Origin of the sequence: Acinetobacter sp. ASP199, from assembly GCF_022700675.1 — a bacterium.
GTDB lineage: Bacteria > Pseudomonadota > Gammaproteobacteria > Pseudomonadales > Moraxellaceae > Acinetobacter.
This window is the reverse complement of sequence record NZ_CP062182.1, coordinates 152,426-173,222: the sequence shown is the minus strand read 5'-3', so window position 1 is coordinate 173,222 and position 20,797 is coordinate 152,426. Positions and strand designations below refer to the sequence as shown.

Genomic DNA, 20,797 nt, shown 5'->3' with positions numbered 1-20,797 from the left:
AATACAATCAGCACTGTTTTACCCCTTTTTTGAAAAACGGTAATTATCATGAAAAAACTAGGTTTAGCCACTGCTTTATTATTAGCGATGACCGGTGCTCAAGCGTACCAATTCGAAGTTCAAGGTCAAGCAGAACACATTGACAACACTGCCAATGACAAAGACTTTGCTGGTGCTGTTCAAGGTACTTACTACTTCAAAGATGTTGACGCTTCTAAAGGTCCTTTAGCTGAAGCTGCTTTCTTAAATCAAGCATCTAACGTTTCTGCTGCTTATAGCTATGGCGAAAATGGTCAAGAAGAAGCTGAACGTTCACGTACTGTAAATCATACTTACGGCGTGAAAGGCGAAGCATACATTCCAACTACACTAGTTCCAGCATATGCTAGCGCTTCTTACAGCCATACAATTACTGATAGCAAGACTGCTAACGCAACTGATGATCAAGGTGATCGTTATGCATTAGAACTTGGTGCTTTAGTTGCGCCTAACTTCTTGGTTGCTGTAGGTTATACAAGTGTTGCTGACCAAACTTCTTTTGATGCTTTCAACATCGTTTCTAATGGCGTTGCTAAAGCTGCCCTTGAATCAGCAACGATTGCTGAAGACCAAGATGCAATCACTGCACGTACTAAATACGTAGGTGCGATCGATGGTACGAATATGTCTATCGGTTTTGAGTCTGGTTTAGTTTACGGTGAAGATACTGCTTATAACCTAGGTACAACGCTTTACCTAAACCCTAAACTAAGCGTTGGCGTTTCTTACATGGAATCTAGCTATGCTGGTTCTCCAGACAAAGCTTTAGGTGCGAACGTAAACTACTTCGTTACTCCAGCAGTATCTGTAGGTGCAAGCTACGTTAATGCTAACTTTGAAAGTTCTGAAGCGACTGAAGTTGCTTATGACACTCAAACTGTTGGCTTGAATGCTAAATTCCGTTTCTAATTTTTGATTAGATTCTGAATACAGAAAAGGACGCTTTAAGCGTCCTTTTTTTCTTGATCTGATTTTTCACGGGGTAAATGAGAAATATATTGTAATCCCACCAGTCGAGAGACGATCAGCGCCAGATACATGACGCCAAAGAACATCTGGATCATGGCAAGCATTCTGGCAAATGGACTGACAGGTATGGTATCCGCTAATCCTGTGGCGGATTGCACGCTAAAACTCAAGAACAATAAATCTAGCCAGGGCTGATAAGCCTGAAGATCGGGATCAGCGAAACTATAGGGAACTAATAACTGACAGATACTATAAAGAAAAGCGAACCCCCATGCCATCAAAGTAAAGGCAGCCCCTGCCGCAAATAATTCATCTTTGGTCAGGTAACGGTCATGAAACATATAGCGCAGTAGACCATAAGATGCACTGAAATAAGCGCATGCTTCAAAGGCATGAGCGGTAATTAATACCCAGACTTGTTTCACCTCTAACAAAACCAGTGATGAAAAAAATAGCGCGCCGATAACGAAACTTAATCCCAGTAGGGTAAATACGGGGGTTTGACGAATGACCCGGGCGATCACCAGTAAAACCAATACGCCCAGTACCCAAGTTGCGGCGCGATAAGGTGCATATTCATAGCTCAGTACCGACAGAATCAGAATGATAAATTGCAGACAAAGCAGCCATGCAGAAGGCAGGCGCTTAAAGGTTGTCCAGCACAGTAACAAAGCTTGCTTCATCTAATTCTTCTTTTTCATGACACTACACATCTGCAGTTTTATTGTGATCTGCTCAAACTTAACATGTAATCATGTCATATGCAGAGCAGTGCTTTGTATCAAAATGATGTATTTATTTAAAAATATAAACTGTTAAATCACGCTTAATTTTTAGTTATTAATCTAGATTTTTACTTCATCCTTTATAGTCGCTAACAACCCATAATTTTATTAAAAGATGGATGAAATTTTCATTATTTATAAAAAAATTTAATTGATCAGATCATGATTATATTCCACGATAATCTAAATAAAAAAGGACACAATATGCATCCTTTTTTATTCGGTTAATCAAGTGCAACTACTTAGCGCACCCTGCTCAAGAAGTGCAAATGCCGCTCATATTGATCCAGAATATCCTGCAACAGATCTTCTCGGGTCCATTCCATCACATCATAGTTTTGCCCACCTTCATTGAGGAAGACTTCAGCCTGAAAGTATTGTCCTGCACCTTCATCCTCAGATGGCATAAAACTTGGTGGTAATACCTGACGCGCAACCACTGCATAAACGAAATTTGCTTCATCCTGATGGTCTACTCGCAAGCATAACCCCTGCCCTATTTCATCAATAACTACGGTATGGTGACGGCGTTGAAACTCTTTCTGAATGCTTAAAAATGCCTGTCTCACTTCCGACTGGATATACGCTGTCACCTCCTGTTCATTATGAGCATAATGCATGATGAGTCCCAAACGCTGCTGCCAGCTACGCGGGTTATGAATCGCTCGTGGTGTAATTCGGGCTTCTTGTAAAGCCTGCATCTTGGTGACTTCCAGCCGCAGCGCTTTAATCAGCCCCCAACTAATCACTAACATGATCAAGGTAAAAGGCAAAGCACTTAGCATGGTGGCAGATTGCAGTGCAGCCAGGCCACCTGCGTATAACAGCACAATTGCCAGTAAAGCCATGATCACTGTCCAGAACAGACGCTGCCAGGTCGGAGACTGATCAGATTTAGCCGTCAGATAATCGGTAACCAGTGCACCAGAGTCAGCTGAAGTCACGAAAAATAACATCACCAAGAGTGTAGCTACTACACTCATCGCTGCCGAGAAAGGCAATCCATGCAAAAATTCAAACAGTGCCACAGATGAGTCACGCTGTACTGCCTGCATCAGGTTAATATTGGCTTCATGCAAAATGCTATACAGCGCAGCATTGCCCATAAAGCCCATCCAGATCAGGGTAAAACCGGTTGGAATCAGTAAAACACCGACAATAAATTCACGAACTGTTCGGCCTCGCGATACCCGGGCAATAAACATCCCGACAAATGGTGACCAGGAAATCCACCAGGCCCAGTACATGATGGTCCATCCGCCAATCCAGCCACTAGGCTGATAGGCATACAGATTAAAGGTCATACTGAATAGACCAGACACATACTGTCCAACGTTTTGAATCGTCGTCTGCAACAGATAAATGGTCGGCCCTGCCAGGAAGACAAAAACTAATAACCCCAAAGCCAAAAACAGATTCAGCTCGGATAAGCGCTTGATGCCTTTATCCAGGCCAAAAAATACCGAGAGTGAAGCCAGCGCACTGACGATAATGATCAGGATGACTTGTACTCCAGTACTCTGCTCAATCCCAAACAGATAATTCAGACCAGAATTGATCTGTGTGACCCCAAAACCTAAAGTGGTGGCGACACCAAATACGGTTCCGATCGTCGCGAAGGTATCGACGCCATCCCCGATCGGACCATAAATTCGCTTACCAATTAAAGGATAAAGTGCAGATCGTATTTTCAAAGGCAACTGATGCCGATAGGCAAAGTAAGCCAAAGATAATCCGACCAGGGTATAGATCGCCCAGGCATGTAGTCCCCAGTGAAAGAAAGTCACACGCATGGCCTGCTGTGCCGCCTGAACGGTTTCTGGCTCACCCGCTGGCGGATTCACATAGTGCATTACCGGTTCAGCAACACCGAAGAACATCAGCCCAATCCCCATACCGGCAGTAAACAGCATGGCAAACCAGGAGGCATTGTTATAATCCGGCGTGCTATGGTCCGGACCAAGCTTAATCTTGCCCATGTCCGATAATGCAACAAAAATCAGCAGAATCAGAAAAATTGCCACGGACAGTACATAGAACCAGCTAAAGGAAGTCGTCACCCACTGGTTCAGTTGCTGAGTCATCAATTCAAACGAATTAGGTGCCAGGATCACCATCAAAAGAAATAGTCCAATGATGATGACCGTTGTTAAAAACACACGAGGATTCACATTGGAATACCAGGATGTGGTTCTGGAAGACATATCCACTCCATTTTTGCTTTTTATTCATCAGACCAGATCGGTCCCACAGGCATTACTCAAAAAGAGGACTTGAGTAAAAAGAAGACATCTCGATCACATATCGAAACCTCAGCAATAGGATAAGTTATTGTTCTTATTCACTTGGTTGTACTCCTGTTTCCTTCTCGTAACCTGTAATAAAAAAGCCTTGATCAATTATTCAAGATCGTAAAATCCTGCTGTGCAAAAAGAGGGATGGAAAAACGCACTCCTTCATGAGCATCCAAATATACAGGCAATAAAAAAGTCCCTTACGGGACTTTTTTTTATAGGTGATCAAATCATCTTAGTGATCAGATGCACCTGAGATACCGATACCGGTTTGTGAACGTACAAACTGTGCATCAAATGCTTTGCGTTCCGCCTGTGCCTGTGCAGAGTTATCTGTCACAGAGAACAACCAGCAGAAGAAGAATGCTAAAGGCATCGCAAATAATGCAGGACCATTGTATGGGTTAATTGGTGTATCAGAAATACCCAATGTATCTACCCAAACTGCTTTAGATAATACGATGAGCACCACTGCCAATACTAAACCAGCAAGACCACCCGCGACTGCACCACGAGTTGTTAAACCTTTCCAGAACATCGAAAGTACAAGTACTGGGAAGTTTGCACATGCAGCCACAGAGAATGCTAGACCCACCATGAAGGCAACGTTTTGCTTCTCGAACAGGATACCTAAAATCATCGCAAAGATCGCAAGACCTAAAGTCGCGATTTTAGACATACGCAATTCAGATTCAGGTGTTGTTTGACCTTTCTTCAATACGTTGGCATACAAGTCATGCGAAATTGCAGAAGCACCAGACAGTGTTAAACCTGCAACAACCGCAAGGATCGTGGCAAATGCAACCGCTGAAATGAAGCCCATGAACAAGTCACCGCCCAATGCATCAGACAAGTGAACTGCTGCCATGTTGTTACCACCCACAAGCTCTAGCTTGCCCGTGATAGCCATTTTCGCAATATCAAGGAACTGCGGGTTATTCGATACATAAAGGATCGCACCGAAACCAATGATGAAGGTCAATAGGTAGAAGTAACCGATGAAACCTGTTGCAACCACAACGGATTTACGTGCTTCTTTCGCATCTTTTACTGTGAAGAAACGCATCAAGATATGAGGTAAACCTGCTGTACCAAACATCAATGCTAAACCGAGTGAAATCGCATCAATTGGATTAGATGCCAAACTCCCTGGTCCCATGATTTTGGTTGCATCAGCAAGAGATAAATCATGTACTTTTGAATACATGCCAATCGCTTCTTCAAACATATTGGTGAAGCTAAAGCCCACACCTTTCATAACCATAAATGCCATGAAGGTTGCACCAGACAACAACATCACGGCTTTAATGATCTGTACCCATGTGGTTGCCAACATACCGCCGAACATCACGTAAGCCATCATCAATAGACCTACAATCACAACAGCAATGTTGTAGTTCAGACCGAATAGAAGCTTGATCAGCTGACCTGCACCAACCATCTGTGCAATCAGGTAGAAAGCTACGACCACTAATGAGCTTAATGCAGCCAAAGTACGTACTGGTTTTTCCTGTAAGCGGAAAGAGACTACATCTGATAAGTTATATTTACCCAGGTTACGTAAACGCTCTGCTACCAGGAATAATACGATCGGCCAACCCACCATGAAGCCCAGGGAATACAGTAAACCGTCAAAACCTGACAGGAATACCATCGCGGAAATACCCAGGAAAGATGCTGCCGACATATAGTCACCAGCAATCGCCAGACCATTCTGGAAACCAGAGATCCCGCCACCGGCAGTATAGAAATCTTTGGTATTGGTGGTTTGCTTCGCAGCCCACTTGGTAATAAAAAGTGTTGCCCCGACGAAAATCAGGAACATGATGATTGCAGGCCAGTTGGTTGCCTGCTGTTCTGCTGCACCCAGGTCAGGACCTGCGAAAGCCATACCTGAAGTCATTGCTATTGCAGCAAAGGCGATAAGAGAATTCCATTTCATCTTAGTGAGGTCCTTTTTCATGAGCAATTGCTTCTACTTCACGCATTGCTTCTGCGGTCAGTTGATCAAGTTTGTTATTGGCAATGTAGGAATACACACCACACAAGATAAACGACAGGACAATAATCCCTAGACCGAGTGGCATACCCCACGTCGTCACACCACCTGAAAGTGAAGACAGTAAAAACTCTTTGTTGTAGCCAACTAACAGCATGAAACCGACATAAACAAATAACATGATTGCCGTAAGCGTCCAGCTAAGACGACTTTTCTTGGCGACCATTTCCTTGAATTTGGGATTTTGTAGAATCTGTTCTACTTGTCTCTCATCCATAAATATTCTCCTTGCTATGCCCAACCTTAGGCATCCATTTTTTAATTCGAATTATCACCTCTACAAATTAACAAGTTTCATGACTGGTTGTAATTTAGACTTTGGTCGTTAAAAAATAAGCAATTTGAACGCCTTCGTTCACGATGCTGTATCATAGCCGCATGCTCAGTACACTTCAGGCAATATGAACAGTTGGCTCATCATAGGGGTACTCACCCTCTATATCGCATTACTCTTTATTTGTGCATTTTTCGGGGAGAAACACGCCAGTCGTCTCAGTACCCGTGGACGCATGTTATTGTTTAGCTTAACTTTAGGTGTCTACTGTTCTTCCTGGACGTTCTACGGAGCAACAGGTGCCGCAGTGCGTGAAGGAATTATTTTCCTACCCATCTACCTCGGTCCGCTACTCTTTGTCGCCATTGGTTATGACATCTGGCGACGGTTAGGCCGAGTACGTCAGCACCATGCCATTTCCTCGATCGCGGATTTTGTCGCGGCACGTTATGGTAAGAGTGGACCACTGGCTTCACTGGTCACCATTCTGGCCGTCATTGCGATTATTCCGTATCTGGCCTTGCAGTTACGTGCAATTGCATTAAGTGCATCGGTGATTCTGGAGCCCTCAGCAGGCATCGCCAGCACCACCAATAGTGTGCTGTTCCTGACTGGGGTACTGGCCATTCTGGCCATGATTTTCGGTACCCGACAGATTGCCAATACTGAACAGCATGGCGGTCTGATGCTGGCTGTTGCCTTTGAATCTTTCGTTAAGCTGTTTGCATTACTGGCAGTCGCTGTTTTCTTCATGTTTGCTGCACCAGAGAATTTGTCGCAGATTAGCGGTGATATCAAAACGACTTTTCAGGAAGTGCAATTGTTTGGCGTGCCAGAAAGTTTCTGGGTACAAACCTTACTCGCGGCATTGGCGATTATCTGTTTACCCCGTCAATTCCACGTGGCCGTGGTTGAACTGCGCGATGAAAAGCATATTCGTGGCGCTCGACGCTGGTTTGCGATCTATCTGATTCTGACTACGCTTGCAATCATTCCAATTGCCAGCTGGGCACTGCATGCAGCACCACATTATCTGGCGATTCCAGATGTCGCGGTACTATCCTTGCCACTAAGCTATAACCAGGACTGGCTGACCTTATTGGCCTTTCTCGGTGGTTTCTCGGCATCCACCGGAATGTTACTGGTATCTTCCGTTGCCCTATCGATCATGCTCAGTAATGACCTGATCATGCCGGCACTGTGGCGTTTTAACCTGATTTCCCGCCATGACAAACGTCTGCCACTGGTACTGAAATTCACCCGACGCATCTGTATTCTGGCTGTGATGCTGATGGGCTTCCTGTTCTTCAATTTCTTTAATGATATTGATCAGCTTTCGGTCTTCGGTCTGCTGGCCTTTAGTGCGGTAGCACAGTTTGCCCCTGCCCTGATTGGTGGTCTGTACTGGCGCGGTGGCAGTAAACAGGGGGTTTATGCTGGCTTGCTAACCGGTTTTGCGCTCTGGGCTTATACTTTGCTATTTCCGACGATTCTGCGCAGCCTCCCAGAAACGTATCAGCAGTTTAGCTGGGACTTCCTCAATTATGGTCCATTCGCCCTCAACTGGCTTCGTCCTGAAGCTCTGCTGGGTTTTGAATCCTTTGATTCCCTGACCCACGGTGTAGTGTGGTCACTCGGTCTCAATTTGCTGCTCTACATTTGGGTGTCACGCATCTTCCGTCCAAGTGTGGCAGAGCAAATTCAGGCAGAAAGCTTCTTTTATTATGAAACCAAGCCTTTGCCTTCACAGAGCCCAACTACTGAGGTGAGCTATTCCCATCAGGATGTGGCCCGCTTAAAAGTCGGGGACCTGATTACGCTGGCCAAACGCATTACCGGTGAAGAACCCACCACACGTGCTTTCAAGCAGTTCTGTACTCAAAATAGTGTCGAACTGAATGAAACTAGCAGTGCCAATGGCATGTGGTGGCGCTTTACCGAGCAATATCTGGCTGGCACGATTGGAGCTGCATCAGCGCGTACCTTATTGACCACTGCGATGGTAAATAACGGTCTGGCCCTCGGTCAGGTCGCGAATATTCTCGACCAGGCCTCGCAGTGGCAACGCTTTAACCAGAACCTGATCATGACCATGATCGACCACATGACCCAAGGGGTCAGTGTCGTCGATGAAAATATGTGTCTGGTGGCCTGGAACAACCAGTATCTAAAGCTGTTTGATTATCCAAAAGATATTGTCTATGTCGGCTGCCCGATCGCTGACCTGATTCGTTATAACGCCGAGCGCGGTGAATGTGGTCCGGGTTCCATTGAAGAACATGTGCGTAAACGGATTCACTGGATGCAGGTGGGTAGCGCACATGAATTCGAGCGAATCCGTAAAGATGGCCGTGTGATTCAGATGCGTGGTAATCCGATTGAAGGCGGTGGCTTTGTTACGACTTTTGCGGATATTACCGCCTTCCGTGAAAATGAAGCCGTACTGGAAGCGCGTGTGCGTGATCGCACCCAGCAGCTTGCGGATGCCTTGTCCGAACAGCAACTGGCACGTGAACAGGCAGACAAGGCCAATATGTCCAAGAGCCGCTTTATTGCAGCGGCCAGTCATGACCTGTTACAGCCAATGCATGCAGCACGTCTGTTTAGTACTGCACTGGAGCAAAGCGTTCAAAGCGAAGAAGATCGCAAGACCCTGCAGCAGCTGGACCGTGCGCTGTATGGTGCAGAAAGCATGCTCTCTGCCCTGCTGGATATTGCGCGTCTGGAAGGTGGAACGATTCAGCCGAAGCGTCAGGCCTATCCATTACATGATCTGCTCAGTGATCTGGAATTACAATTCAAGTCAATTGCAGCACAGCGTGGCATCAAGTTCAGTGTGCATGATGTACAGTTCTGGATTGATACCGATCCACAATGGATTCGCCGGATTATCCAGAACTTTGTCAGCAATGCGCTACGCTATACGGCCAGCGGTAAAGTCATTGTGGGTGTGCTGCGTTCTAGCAGCAAACCGAACCATATTCGTATTGGTGTATGGGATACTGGTCCTGGTATTGCTGAAGAACAGCGGATTAAGCTGTTCCAGGAGTTTGAGCGCTGTGGCCATACCTCTCCGTGGGGCGAACAAGGTCTGGGACTAGGTCTGGCAATTGTGCAACGTATGACCAGCATGCTGGACTATCCGGTACATGTCTACTCTAAATATGGCAAAGGCTCCTGCTTCATGATTGAAGTACCGCTATCTGAAGCACCAAAAGTGGTGGCAGCTCCAGTACAGGCCGTACCGCTAAAATCTAAAGCCTTTAGAGTGCTGTGTCTGGACAATGATGAAACCATTCTGGAAGGTATGTCGACCTTGCTGACCAAATGGGGTTATCAGGTGTTTAAAGCCACAGAGCCTGAACAAGCGCAGGAGATAATGGAACAGGAAAATATTCAGGTCTGGCTGGTGGATCAGCACTTGAATAATGACAAACGTGGTCTGGACTTCATTGTGAACAATCGCAAACCGAATGTACCAGTGGCGCTGATTACAGCCGATTCTGATCCCGAACTGCCACAGCAGCTCAAGGAACTGAATATTGTTCTGCTGAAAAAACCGCTGAAACCTGCTTCATTACGTTCATGGCTATCGGGTCTAAAAATCTCGGATAGTTAAATCGTTATAGTTTTTATAAGTGCCTGTTTTACTGTGTAAAGCAGGCATTTTTTATTTAAAATGTCACAAAAAATTTCAATATTTGCATGATTTTTAAGCTCATATGCCAAAAACATCAAAATCAGGCTAAAAATCCTTACATCCATTGACCAAAAATATCATTTTGAAAATCGCTATGGCAAAACTTCACCATTCCTGACGTGAACCTGTGTGCACTTGGTTACAATATTGTAAGTTATTATTTTATATAAACTAATATTGGATTAAGTTGATTATTTGAACTTTAGTCGTATTTTTTCACCCCCCTATTTCGCTCTAAAAATATGACTTAGAAACGATCAGTATCTATTCATGCCTATATTCTTCATCCGCATGTCAGCTGATCACTTATTACTGCATAAAGGATGACTAATCATGAGCTTAGACACTACTACTGATATTCATCAGAACCGACAGTTTCATTGTCAATACGGTGCCAATGCCATGCTGCCGGCAATCGACTGGAGTAATCTGTTTAAATACAGCAAACTTGACCCTGCTCAGGTTGAAGCGCTAGAAACGCTGTATCAATGTGCAGTTCCCCTCGCGCTGCAGGTGTTTGAAGAGCTGCACTTTGATGTCTTTGAGCCTTTTGCCTACAAGCCTCAAGGTTTGGGACTGTTTGAACGTCTGGCAGAGCAGGAATCTAAACTGATTCAGTCACTGGAAACCGAATCTGCAGAGTTAAGTGAAGATACCCGCCATCAGATCTGGAGCATGTTATTGCGCGGTGGTGCGGTGCTGGTCTTCAAGGCTTGGCTGGCCAAGGTCAAAACTGGCGAGGATCAATTGGATACCTCACAGTTTGATGAACTTTCTGAACTGCTATTTATTAAAACCTCACCTCTTGAGCTGGCAGAACGCCTACGTGTCGATCCAAATTCAGAACAGGATCATATCTTCCTGATGTATGGCAATGACGTTTACCTTGATCGCTTTAACAGCCTGGAAACGGCCGCACTGTTTGTAGACCTGGGTGTGTATGATGCGGCTTTTCTGAGTCTGCGTGATGACCGTGTTGCTGAATACCTGATGTCAAAAGGCTATGTCACTCAGGAACAGATTGATGAACTGCAATGTGCCTTGAACCCGCTATTCTGCGCGGACCTTACCCCGAAACAGGACTGTATCGCCTAAAAGCAGATATTCAGGCCATAAAAAAGACCTCTACGGAGGTCTTTTTTTGTCGCTTCGAAAAACTTAGATTTTCTTTTCTTCAATATTCAGCGCATTGATCGCCAATACAGCCTGGGTACGGTTCTGCACGCCGAGCTTACGGAAGATCGCCGTCACGTGGGCTTTAATGGTTGCTTCCGACACATCCAGTTCATAAGCAATCTGCTTGTTCAACAAGCCTTCTGCCACCATCATCAATACACGGAACTGTTGTGGTGTCAAAGACTGAATACGTTCAGCCAGTGCGGTTTCATCAGCGGCACGTGGATCGAAGTTCATGTTGGCTGGCAGATTTGGTGGTAACCAGATTTCGCCTTCCAGTACTTCACGAATCGCTTCACCAATATGGCTTGGATGCGCCGATTTTGGAATATAACCCATCGCACCATGTGCAATCGCGCGTTGAATAATGCTGACTTCTTCGTGAGCCGATACCACAATAATCGGAAGTGAAGGATATTGGGCACGGACATGCACCAATGCAGAAAAACCGGAAGCACCTGGTAAATTCAGATCCAGCAGCACAAGATCAGGTTCAGGACCATTTTCCAGGCGTTCATAAAATTCATTGACTGCTGCAGTTTCATGAATTTGTGCTTGCGGTAAGCTATAACGAACGGCTTGAATTAAAGCATGACGAAACAGTGGATGATCATCAACGATTAAAATATTCATAGGACGTGAGAAAGATCTTGTGCACGGTAACTTATATTCTACCTGTAGTCGGTATGTCAGCGATATGCAAGACTGTACAATTTTTAAAAATAATATTCAGTTTTGTTACATAAATTCTAAAATATCTGTATTTCACTAATTATTTAATTCTCATCATTTTTTTATATATGCATTATCAGCTGACTACAAAGCTTATTCTTATTCAATATAAGTCAAAATATCAATGGATTAGTATCTATCAGCTTTCCCAAAATTGATTATTTAATTTATATCTCAAATTTAGATAACTTTTCAGCTTTTCCTTATTTTACACGCATCAGCGCATTTTGGATTAATAGGCTCATTCCGAGACCAAACCATTTTCAGGTTCCAAAATGTCAAATCAAGATTTACAAAAGCCACTTAATATCGTTGCCGTTTCTGGTGGTTTAAATCATCCTTCTAAAACTGAAGCGCTGGTACAAGCGATTATTGATGAGCTGGATGAAGCAACACCGATCAATGTACATTTCATTAAATTCAGTGAAATTGGTCAGTTACTGGGTGGTGCAATCTACCGTAACCAGCTACCACAACGCGTTCAGGATGATTTGGCAGCTGTAGAAGCAGCTGATGCACTGATTGTAGGGACTCCGGTTTACCGCGCATCATTCACTGGCCTGTTCAAACACTTCTTTGACTTTGTTGAACAAACCGCTTTAGTTGATGTCCCTGTCCTATTAGCTGCGTCAGGTGGTTCAGAGCGCCATGCCTTAGTCCTTGAGCATCAATTACGTCCATTGTTCAGCTTCTTCCAGGCACAAACACTACCAATTGGCGTATATGCAACTGATAAAGACTTCACGCCTGAATATACTATTCACAGCGAACTGTTACGTGATCGTATTACTTTGGCTGTAGCGCGTGCATTGCCTATTCTGGAATGGGCGCCAGCCAAAGGTCAGCGTGCAGACGTAATCAAAGAAAAATCGCAACAAGCTAACCAGAACTTGGGCATCAACAAACAGATCGAACAAGAAGAAGTCCTTCCATCTGCAGCCGTACCTAGCCTGGATGCAGCTGAAGCACGCTTACACAGCAAAAAAGCTCCAAAAGCTCAAGTTGCTTAATGCATAACTTCTTTAGAGGGTGAGAAGGATGTCAAATAACAAAAATATTACTTTTGCATATTGGGTTCCAAATGTGAGCGGTGGTCTGGTCGTGAGTAACATCGAGCAGCGCACTGACTGGAGCTATGACTATAACGTACGTCTGGCACAGGCCGCGGAAAAGGCGGGCTTTGACTATGCCCTGACCCAGATCCGTTTTACTGCGGGCTATAACGCAGAAAATCAGCATGAATCTGTCAGTTTTAGCCACGGTATTCTGGCCAAGACTGAACGTTTAAAAGTCATCGCAGCGATTCTGCCAGGCCCGTGGAAACCTGCTCTGGCTGCTAAACAGCTGGCAACCATTGATCACCTGACCAATGGCCGTATCGCGATTAACGTGGTCAGTGGCTGGTTCCGCGGCGAGTTTGATGCGATTGGTGAAGAATGGCCTGAGCATGACCAGCGCTATGCCCGTTCAGAAGAATTTATTCGTAGCCTGAAAGGTGTCTGGACCCAGGATAATTTCAGTTTTGACGGCAAGTATTACCAGTTTAATGACTATACCTTGAGTCCAAAACCGGTACAGAAACCGCATATTGAAATTTTCCAGGGGGGCAGTTCCCGTGCTGCACGCGATATGGCTTCACGTGTATCTGACTGGTACTTCACCAATGGCAACACGCCTGAAGAACTGAAAAAGCAGATTGATGACATCCGTGAAAAGGCCAAAGCCAACAATCATCAGGTGAAAATCGGGGTGAATGCCTTCGTGATCGCGCGCGATACTGAAGAAGAAGCTCAAGCTGTCCTACAGGAAATCATTGCCAAAGCGAATGTACAGGCCGTGAAATCTTTTGGTGATGCCACACGTGAAGCAGGTGCAGCAACCACGGAAGGTGAAGGTAACTGGGCCAAGTCTACTTTTGAAGATCTGGTTCAATACAACGATGGCTTCCGCACTAACCTGATTGGTACACCGCAGCAGATTGCGGAACGTATCATTGAACTAAAAAAAGTCGGTGTGGACTTAGTCCTGTCTGGCTTCCTGCACTTCATTGAAGAAGTGGAATATTTTGGCCAAAAGGTACTACCTTTGGTCCGTGAACTTGAAGCACAACAGGCAACAGCTGTGCAACAAGAAGACGCTGAGCTCGTATAAGCATTCCAACAAATCTTAGCGCGTTCCATTTACTCCCCTAAGGCTCGGCTTAGGGGATTTTTTTATCTGGGCAGAAAACTAGGCAGTAGAGTACAACGCTAGCCGGATTCTGTATTCCTCTCTACAATGTGATGCAATTGCAAGAATAGATGTTTTAACTATGTATACCGGTATTGTCCAAGGTCTGGAAAAGGTCATTGAAATTCACAAAGGCGATGGTTTTATTACGATCATTGTCAGTGATCAGCAAGGTTTCTTTGAAGATGTGTTTATTGGTGCCAGTGTCGCAGTAAATGGTGTATGCCTGACCGTGACCACGATTGACCGTGAGCAGCAACAGATTCATTTTGATATTTCTAATGTCACGCTTGAACTCACCACCTTAAAATCGCTTAAAGTCGGTGATGAAGTGAATATTGAACGCTCGGCAAAAGTCGGTGCGGAAAATGGTGGTCATAACCTGTATGGGCATATTGAAGGCACAGCTCAAGTGACCCAGATCGAATATTGCGGTGAAACCCTGCATATCGACCTGCAGATTCCGAATGGCAATATCAAATACTTTTTCCTGAAAGGTTTTATCGGACTAAATGGCTGCAGCCTGACGCTAAACCATGTCGATCGTGGCAAAAGTGAGATTTCGATTGACCTGATTCCGGAAACCCTACGCCTGACTACATGGAAATTTATTCAGGTCGGTGACGAAGTGAATTATGAAATTGACCAGATGACCCGTACCCTAGTAGATACGCTGGAAAATATCCATCTCGCCAAAGGCTAATACCCTCGGAGCTGATGGTGACAAAACTCAGCTCCTGTCACGTTAATATTTCTCTACTATTTCTGTTCGGTCGGATTATTTAGAATGCATGACATCTTATTTCTTTAGAAAATGACATGCATCTGATCTGGTTCCGGAATGACTTACGCCTTCATGACCATACTGCCCTATGGCATGCCGCGCAAAGCAGGCAATGTTTAGCACTTGTCATTCTGTCACCTGAACAATGGCAAATGCATCAGGATGCACCGATCAAGATTGATTTCTATCTGCGGCGGCTAAAAATCCTGAAACAGCAGCTGGAACAATTCAATATTCCTCTTCTGATTGTAAACATTCCACTCTGGAAAGATATTCCAGAGCAGTTCTTGGCACTGTGCCAGCAATTTCAGATCAGCACCGTGCACTGCAATATCGAAACTGGGGTTAATGAGCAGCAGCGTGATCAGGCCGTCGAGCAATTATTGCAACAGCATCAGATGAGTTTTGAATGCTATGAAGATCGTACTCTGTTTTCTTTAGGCTCGATCCGTAACCAGAGCCAGCAGCCCTATCAGGTTTTTACCGCATTTAAAAAGAAATGCTATGAACGGCTGCTTATCGATGTGCCTTCCTGTTATCCAGCTATTGAAGCACAGCCCAAGCAAGCTCTCGATCTCTCTCAATTTGATTTTGATTTAAATGCTTTCGCTCAAAACTATCAGCAAGAAACGTCCAACCAGTATTGGCCTGTAGAAGACCAGCATGCTGTTGAGCAGCTTAGTGAATTTATTGCAGACCGGCTGAAGGATTATAAAACCGATCGGGATTTTCCAGCGATCGACGGCACCAGCCAGTTATCGCCGTATTTAAATATTGGCATTCTCTCAATCCGGGAATGTATGCAGGCTCTATTCACTTCTTCTCAAGGTTATTTTCAACTTGAAGATGCTGGTCAGCAGACCTGGCTGGATGAACTGCTTTGGCGTGAATTTTACCAGCATACCCTGCACGACTTCCCTAAAGTATCTAAGCATCAGCCATTTAAGGACAATACCAAGGCTATAGCATGGCGTGATGCTCCAGAAGATTTAGCTGCCTGGCAGCAAGGCCAGACCGGGATTCCGATTGTCGATGCCGGCATGCGTCAGTTATTAGCGACCGGTTGGATGCATAACCGGGTGCGTATGATTACCGCGATGTTCCTGAGCAAAAATCTGCTGATCGACTGGCGACTGGGTGAAGCCTGGTTTATGCAGCACCTGATTGATGGTGACCTGGCTGCCAATAACGGCGGCTGGCAATGGTGTGCCTCGACTGGCATGGATGCAGCTCCCTATTTCCGGATTTTTAACCCCATCAATCAGTCACAACGTTTTGACCCGAATGGCGAATATATTAAAACATGGCTACCTGAACTGGCACATCTGGATGCAAAAACGATTCATGAGCCCTATGCAAAGCATCCAAATTTAAACCTGAATTATCCTAAACCGATTGTGGATTTAAAAAGCTCACGTGCTCGGGCGATTGAGACTTTTAAAAAACTGTAAGCCAAGATACAGCCAAATAAAAAGCCTCCAAATAGAGGCTTTTTAAAGGACGAATCAAGAATAGAAACTTGGATCAGGCACTTTACCTGTTAACACCCACTCACCTAATTCTTGATATTTATAATCGACAGGGTCATGCAAAGTTTGTGTACGGACATTACGCCAGAAACGGTCTAAATTAAGTTTCGCCGTCGTTGCACGTGCACCCATGACTTGGAAAATATTTTGCGTGATATAAAGTGATGTATTGGTCGAAGCAATTTTGGCAGTAGCAATGGCAACGGACACTTCGCCACGCTGTGCTGCGGTCAGTTCTGCACCAACATCCCATGCTTTTTGTAAGGTCTGAATGGCTTTATCAGCCAGTAAACGAACACCTTCTAATTGCACATAGAACTCGGCAAAATGCTTTTGGGTAAACGGATCATTCACCGCCTGCTCTACCAATGATGATGACCAAGCTTTTTGTGTTTGTACACTTTGTTTTGCCACCTCAAATGCACCTTCTGCCACACCTAAGAACATATGCACAAAAATTAATTGCGCAATCAAAGGACGTAAACTTGAATAAGGCGTACTCAGTGGACCCGGTTTTAACAGAAGTTCAGATTCATGAATTTTTACCTGTTCAAAATGGCTGGTGCCGCTATCCGTCTGGCGCTGGCCCATATTGTTCCAATCTCCAAGGAAACTGACGCCTTCACGCTGGGTGGGAATCACGCCGATCAGCAGTTTTCCCGCTTCGTTATAGCCTGAACAAAGCAGAATGTCTGAGTCGATTGAACCGGAGCAGAAGCTCTTGTCACCCTGGAAGATATATTCTTGCTCAGAAACTTGAGTTGCTGTGGTACGGCGATCTAATGGATTTAAAGTATTGCCCCAGAACAGGTTTTCCCGTGCAGTCTGTTCAAACCAGGGACCATATTGTTGCGGCTGTGAGAACAGCTGTACCGTCGCAATCAGCAGATGATGGAAGCCATAAACATGGGCCAGTGAACTGTCTACGCATGCAATTGCCTGAATGGTCTGAAAGATTGTCTGCCAGTCCGCACCCTGCCCGCCATATTCCTTTGGAATAGACAGCCCGAGCAAGCCACTGTCTCGAATCAGGTCACGTTGCTGCTTGGGATTACCACCCTGTTTGTCACGTTCAGCTGCGGTCAAGGCAAACTGATCCGCCAGAGACTGAGCAATATCAAGCGGAGATTGATCCAGGTATTGTTGTCGCGCATTCATTCTTTTGTACTCATTTTCAGCTATCTACAGCATGCCAGAAGCTTAACAGATCACATATAGCGCTTATATGCAAAAGTATGCAGAGCTTATCAGCGATATAAAAATACCGACTGAGGGCAGCCGGTATTTTCTTGATTTCTTAAGAGCTTAAGCTGTTCTTTGCACTTCGGCAATCAGATGGTCAACCACCTGTGGTTCGGCTAAAGTTGAAGTATCACCTAAGCTATCCAGTTCATTCGCTGCAATTTTTCTCAAGATACGGCGCATGATTTTGCCAGAGCGGGTCTTCGGTAATGCCGGCGCCCAGTGCAGTGCATCTGGTGTCGCGACCGGTCCAAGAATCTTACGGACCCAGGTCACCAGTTCAGTACGCAGCTCTTCCGTACTCTCGGTTCCTGCCTGCAAAGTCACGAAGGCACAAATACCTTGGCCTTTAATATCATGCGGCATCCCCACGACTGCAGCTTCAGCCACAGACTCATGTGCGACCAGTGCACTTTCAATCTCAGCAGTACCAAGACGGTGACCTGATACATTCAGCACGTCATCGACACGACCGGTAATCCAGTAATAGCCATCTTCATCACGACGGGCACCATCCCCCGTGAAGTAGGTCCCTGGATAAGTCGAGAAATAAGCTTCAATAAAGCGTTCTGGATCGCCCCAGATGGTGCGCATCTGACCTGGCCAGGAATCCTTGATCACCAGATTACCTTCCACTGCACCTTCCATCTCTTTACCTTCTGCATCAACAATCGCGGGCTGCACCCCAAAGAATGGACGGGTTGCAGAGCCCGGTTTCAGATCGGTTGCACCCGGCAAAGGCGTAATCATAAAACCACCGGTTTCGGTTTGCCACCAGGTATCTACGATCGGACAGCGGCTTTCCCCTACCACACTGTAGTACCAGTTCCAGGCTTCCGGGTTAATCGGTTCACCTACAGAACCGAGCAGACGCAGGCTGCTGCGGTCACTTTCACGCACAAAGGCATCACCTTCACGCATCATGGCGCGAATTGCGGTGGGTGCGGTATAGAGAATAGTCACATTGTGCTTGTCCACGATATGCCCGGTACGTGCCCAGCTTGGATATTGCGGAACCCCTTCAAACATGACTGTGGTGGTACCGTTTGACAATGGACCATACAGGACATAAGAGTGACCCGTAATCCAGCCTACATCGGCGGTACACCAGAACACGTCATCCTGTTTGATATCGAAAACTTCGCGGAAACTAGAATTTACATACGTCAGATAACCACCAGTAGTATGCAGCACCCCTTTTGGTTTCCCTGTAGAACCTGATGTATACAGAATAAATAGTGGATCTTCTGCATTCATCGGCTCTGGTGGGCAGATCTCATTGACCGTCATGATTTCCATGTGATACCACAGATCCCGGCCTTCTTTCATTTCGATCGGATTACCAGTGCGATGCACCACCATGACATGCTCTACTGATTCGGTTCCCGGCAGTTTGAGTGCTTCATCCACATTGGCTTTCAGTGGAATCTGTTTACCGCCACGCATACCGGAGTCAGCGGTGATGACCATTTTCGCCTGACTGTCTTCAACACGGCTAGCCAGCGAGTCTGGCGAGAAACCGCCAAATACCACGCAATGTACCGCACCAATACGGGCACAGGCCAGCATGGCAATTGCAGCTTCAGAGACCATTGGCATATATAGCACCACGCGGTCACCTTTCTTGATGCCGTTCTTTTTCAGAACATTGGCAAAGCGGCAGGTTTCATCATACAGCTCATGAAAAGAGATAATTTTGTGCCGGGATGGATGATCCCCTTCCCAGATAATTGCCGGCTTATAAGGATGCTCTTTGAGATGGCGGTCTAGGCAGTTGGCACTGACATTCAGCTGGCCATCAGCAAACCATTCGATCTTGAAATTATCTTTGTCGAAACTGGTATCTTTAACTTTGGTAAATGGCTTGATCCAGTCAAGGCGCTGGGCTTGTTCGGCCCAGAACTCATCCGGCTCTTCAATAGAACGCTTGTAGCGTTCAAAATATTCAGCCTCGGTGGTCCGTGCGGTCTTTTTAAATTCTGCTGGTACAGGATAGATCTCTTTCATTATTTACTTCCTTGATCTTCTTCCCTCTCATCACGAGAGGTTCATGCCACGTTATTGATTGTTTTTTATGCATAGCTCAGTATGAACCGCTTATTTCAAATTGGACAATCATGCTTTGGTCGTATTCTGATCAATTCATTTAAAACATAGGTTTACAGGTGAATCCAATACATTCCTGTCTAGTTTTCGTATCTCACCATTCCGTTTAATCTTATAATGGTGTTGAATTTTTATACTTCCTTATAGGCAAACATGTTTGCCTGTTTTCAATTACTTGAACTGGCTCAGCCCATGAACTCTAAAGATACTTCGCCATTCTTCTCCCGCTCTCCGGCACCTTCCAATGATAATCCACTCTCTCTTGAAGGGCGCTTTGGCCGGCTCAGCTTTATTGGCTGGTATGCTTTCCTGCATATCATTTTTTTCTTTGCTTCAATTGCCCTCAGTCTGGTTAGCGGTATTTTCAGCCTGACTACCTTGTCTCTGGATAATCGGCAGTTTGTTGATGCACTGACTGGTTTGGCTGGCTTGGGCTATCTGCTGTTGGTTGTGTTCTATCTGTATTTCTATATTGTGGTAGTGGCACGCCGCCTGCATGATCTAAATAAATCTGGCTGGCTGATGTTGCTAATGCTAGTGCCGGTGGCTAATATTTTATTTATTTTCTATCTGCTGCTGGCAAGAGGCACAGCAGGACATAACCGCTTTGGTGCACCGCGACCAACTGCAGTCTGGGAAAAAATTCTGGCCTGGCTGATGATTCTATTGACTGTGTTAAGTCTATTTGCTGCTAGCAGCATGGTATCCTTTATGATGGGAAGTGGTGAGCTGGAAAGTCCACAGGAAGTGATCCAGCAAGGGACAGAATATTTTTAAGCTTATGTTAAATTTTGCTACCACCCGCAAGGGCTATGCAACTTTCTATTAAGTTCAATGTAAAAATCAGGCAAAATAGTGCGATTTTTTGATAACCGGGAT

Annotated in this window: 15 protein-coding genes; 8 read left to right on the top strand and 7 right to left on the bottom strand. The window is 45.3% G+C overall.

Annotation, left to right across the window (positions count from 1 at the left end; all coding sequences use genetic code 11):
- The first annotated feature begins 48 nt into the window (after positions 1-48).
- Complete coding sequence (gene omp33-36 / locus IHE35_RS00795) at positions 49-948, top strand: porin Omp33-36 (protein ID WP_242788496.1); 900 nt, start codon at positions 49-51, stop codon at positions 946-948.
- Positions 949-983: 35 nt separating this feature from the next.
- Here the strand turns inward: omp33-36 and IHE35_RS00790 are convergent, their stop codons facing one another.
- From IHE35_RS00790 to IHE35_RS00775, 4 genes are all read right to left on the bottom strand, one after another.
- On the bottom strand, positions 984-1,691 hold the full coding sequence (locus IHE35_RS00790; protein WP_242788494.1) for an ion channel: 708 nt from the start codon (positions 1,689-1,691) through the stop codon (positions 984-986).
- Positions 1,692-2,035: 344 nt separating this feature from the next.
- Complete coding sequence (gene betT / locus IHE35_RS00785) at positions 2,036-3,997, bottom strand: choline BCCT transporter BetT (RefSeq protein WP_242788493.1); 1,962 nt, start codon at positions 3,995-3,997, stop codon at positions 2,036-2,038.
- Between the two features lie 325 nt (positions 3,998-4,322).
- Positions 4,323-6,029, bottom strand: coding sequence for a cation acetate symporter (locus IHE35_RS00780; RefSeq protein ID WP_242788492.1), 1,707 nt, complete (start codon positions 6,027-6,029; stop codon positions 4,323-4,325).
- Between the two features lies 1 nt (position 6,030).
- A complete protein-coding gene (locus IHE35_RS00775; protein ID WP_242788491.1) occupies positions 6,031-6,363 on the bottom strand; it encodes a DUF485 domain-containing protein in 333 nt (110 codons plus the stop codon).
- 184 nt (positions 6,364-6,547) lie between these two features.
- On the opposite strand from IHE35_RS00775, the gene IHE35_RS00770 reads away from it, so the two are divergent.
- The gene (locus tag IHE35_RS00770; RefSeq protein WP_242788490.1) at positions 6,548-10,039 is read left to right on the top strand and encodes a PAS domain-containing hybrid sensor histidine kinase/response regulator; all 3,492 of its coding nucleotides are present in this window, start codon (positions 6,548-6,550) and stop codon (positions 10,037-10,039) included.
- A gap of 414 nt (positions 10,040-10,453) precedes the next feature.
- Positions 10,454-11,215: a hypothetical protein gene (locus IHE35_RS00765; RefSeq protein ID WP_242788489.1), complete on the top strand. Its 762-nt coding sequence runs from the start codon at positions 10,454-10,456 to the stop codon at positions 11,213-11,215.
- A 63-nt stretch (positions 11,216-11,278) separates the two neighbouring features.
- Here IHE35_RS00765 and IHE35_RS00760 read toward each other — a convergent pair whose 3' ends face one another.
- Complete coding sequence (locus tag IHE35_RS00760) at positions 11,279-11,929, bottom strand: response regulator transcription factor (protein WP_004813697.1); 651 nt, start codon at positions 11,927-11,929, stop codon at positions 11,279-11,281.
- Positions 11,930-12,303: 374 nt separating this feature from the next.
- Here IHE35_RS00760 and msuE point away from each other — a divergent pair, with 374 nt between their 5' ends.
- The 4 genes from msuE to phrB all read left to right on the top strand — a co-directional run bounded on the left by msuE (position 12,304) and on the right by phrB (position 16,492).
- Positions 12,304-13,038 carry an FMN reductase gene (gene msuE / locus IHE35_RS00755; RefSeq protein WP_242788488.1) on the top strand — a complete coding sequence of 245 codons (735 nt, stop codon included), beginning with the start codon at positions 12,304-12,306 and terminating at the stop codon, positions 13,036-13,038.
- A 28-nt stretch (positions 13,039-13,066) separates the two neighbouring features.
- Complete coding sequence (gene sfnG, locus IHE35_RS00750) at positions 13,067-14,179, top strand: dimethylsulfone monooxygenase SfnG (RefSeq protein ID WP_242788487.1); 1,113 nt, start codon at positions 13,067-13,069, stop codon at positions 14,177-14,179.
- Between the two features lie 160 nt (positions 14,180-14,339).
- Positions 14,340-14,960 (top strand): riboflavin synthase subunit alpha, encoded by a 621-nt coding sequence (locus tag IHE35_RS00745; RefSeq protein ID WP_242788486.1) that lies wholly within the window; start codon positions 14,340-14,342, stop codon positions 14,958-14,960.
- A gap of 116 nt (positions 14,961-15,076) precedes the next feature.
- Entirely contained in the window at positions 15,077-16,492 is a 1,416-nt protein-coding gene (gene phrB, locus IHE35_RS00740; RefSeq protein WP_242788485.1) for a deoxyribodipyrimidine photo-lyase, read from the top strand.
- A gap of 54 nt (positions 16,493-16,546) precedes the next feature.
- Here the strand turns inward: phrB and IHE35_RS00735 are convergent, their stop codons facing one another.
- Both IHE35_RS00735 and acs read right to left on the bottom strand, forming a co-directional pair.
- Positions 16,547-17,728 carry an acyl-CoA dehydrogenase family protein gene (locus IHE35_RS00735; protein WP_242788484.1) on the bottom strand — a complete coding sequence of 394 codons (1,182 nt, stop codon included), beginning with the start codon at positions 17,726-17,728 and terminating at the stop codon, positions 16,547-16,549.
- Between the two features lie 147 nt (positions 17,729-17,875).
- On the bottom strand, positions 17,876-19,819 hold the full coding sequence (gene acs, locus IHE35_RS00730; RefSeq protein ID WP_242788483.1) for an acetate--CoA ligase: 1,944 nt from the start codon (positions 19,817-19,819) through the stop codon (positions 17,876-17,878).
- A gap of 252 nt (positions 19,820-20,071) precedes the next feature.
- Here acs and IHE35_RS00725 point away from each other — a divergent pair, with 252 nt between their 5' ends.
- Entirely contained in the window at positions 20,072-20,695 is a 624-nt protein-coding gene (locus tag IHE35_RS00725) for a DUF805 domain-containing protein (RefSeq protein WP_242788482.1), read from the top strand.
- Positions 20,696-20,797: the final 102 nt, after the last annotated feature.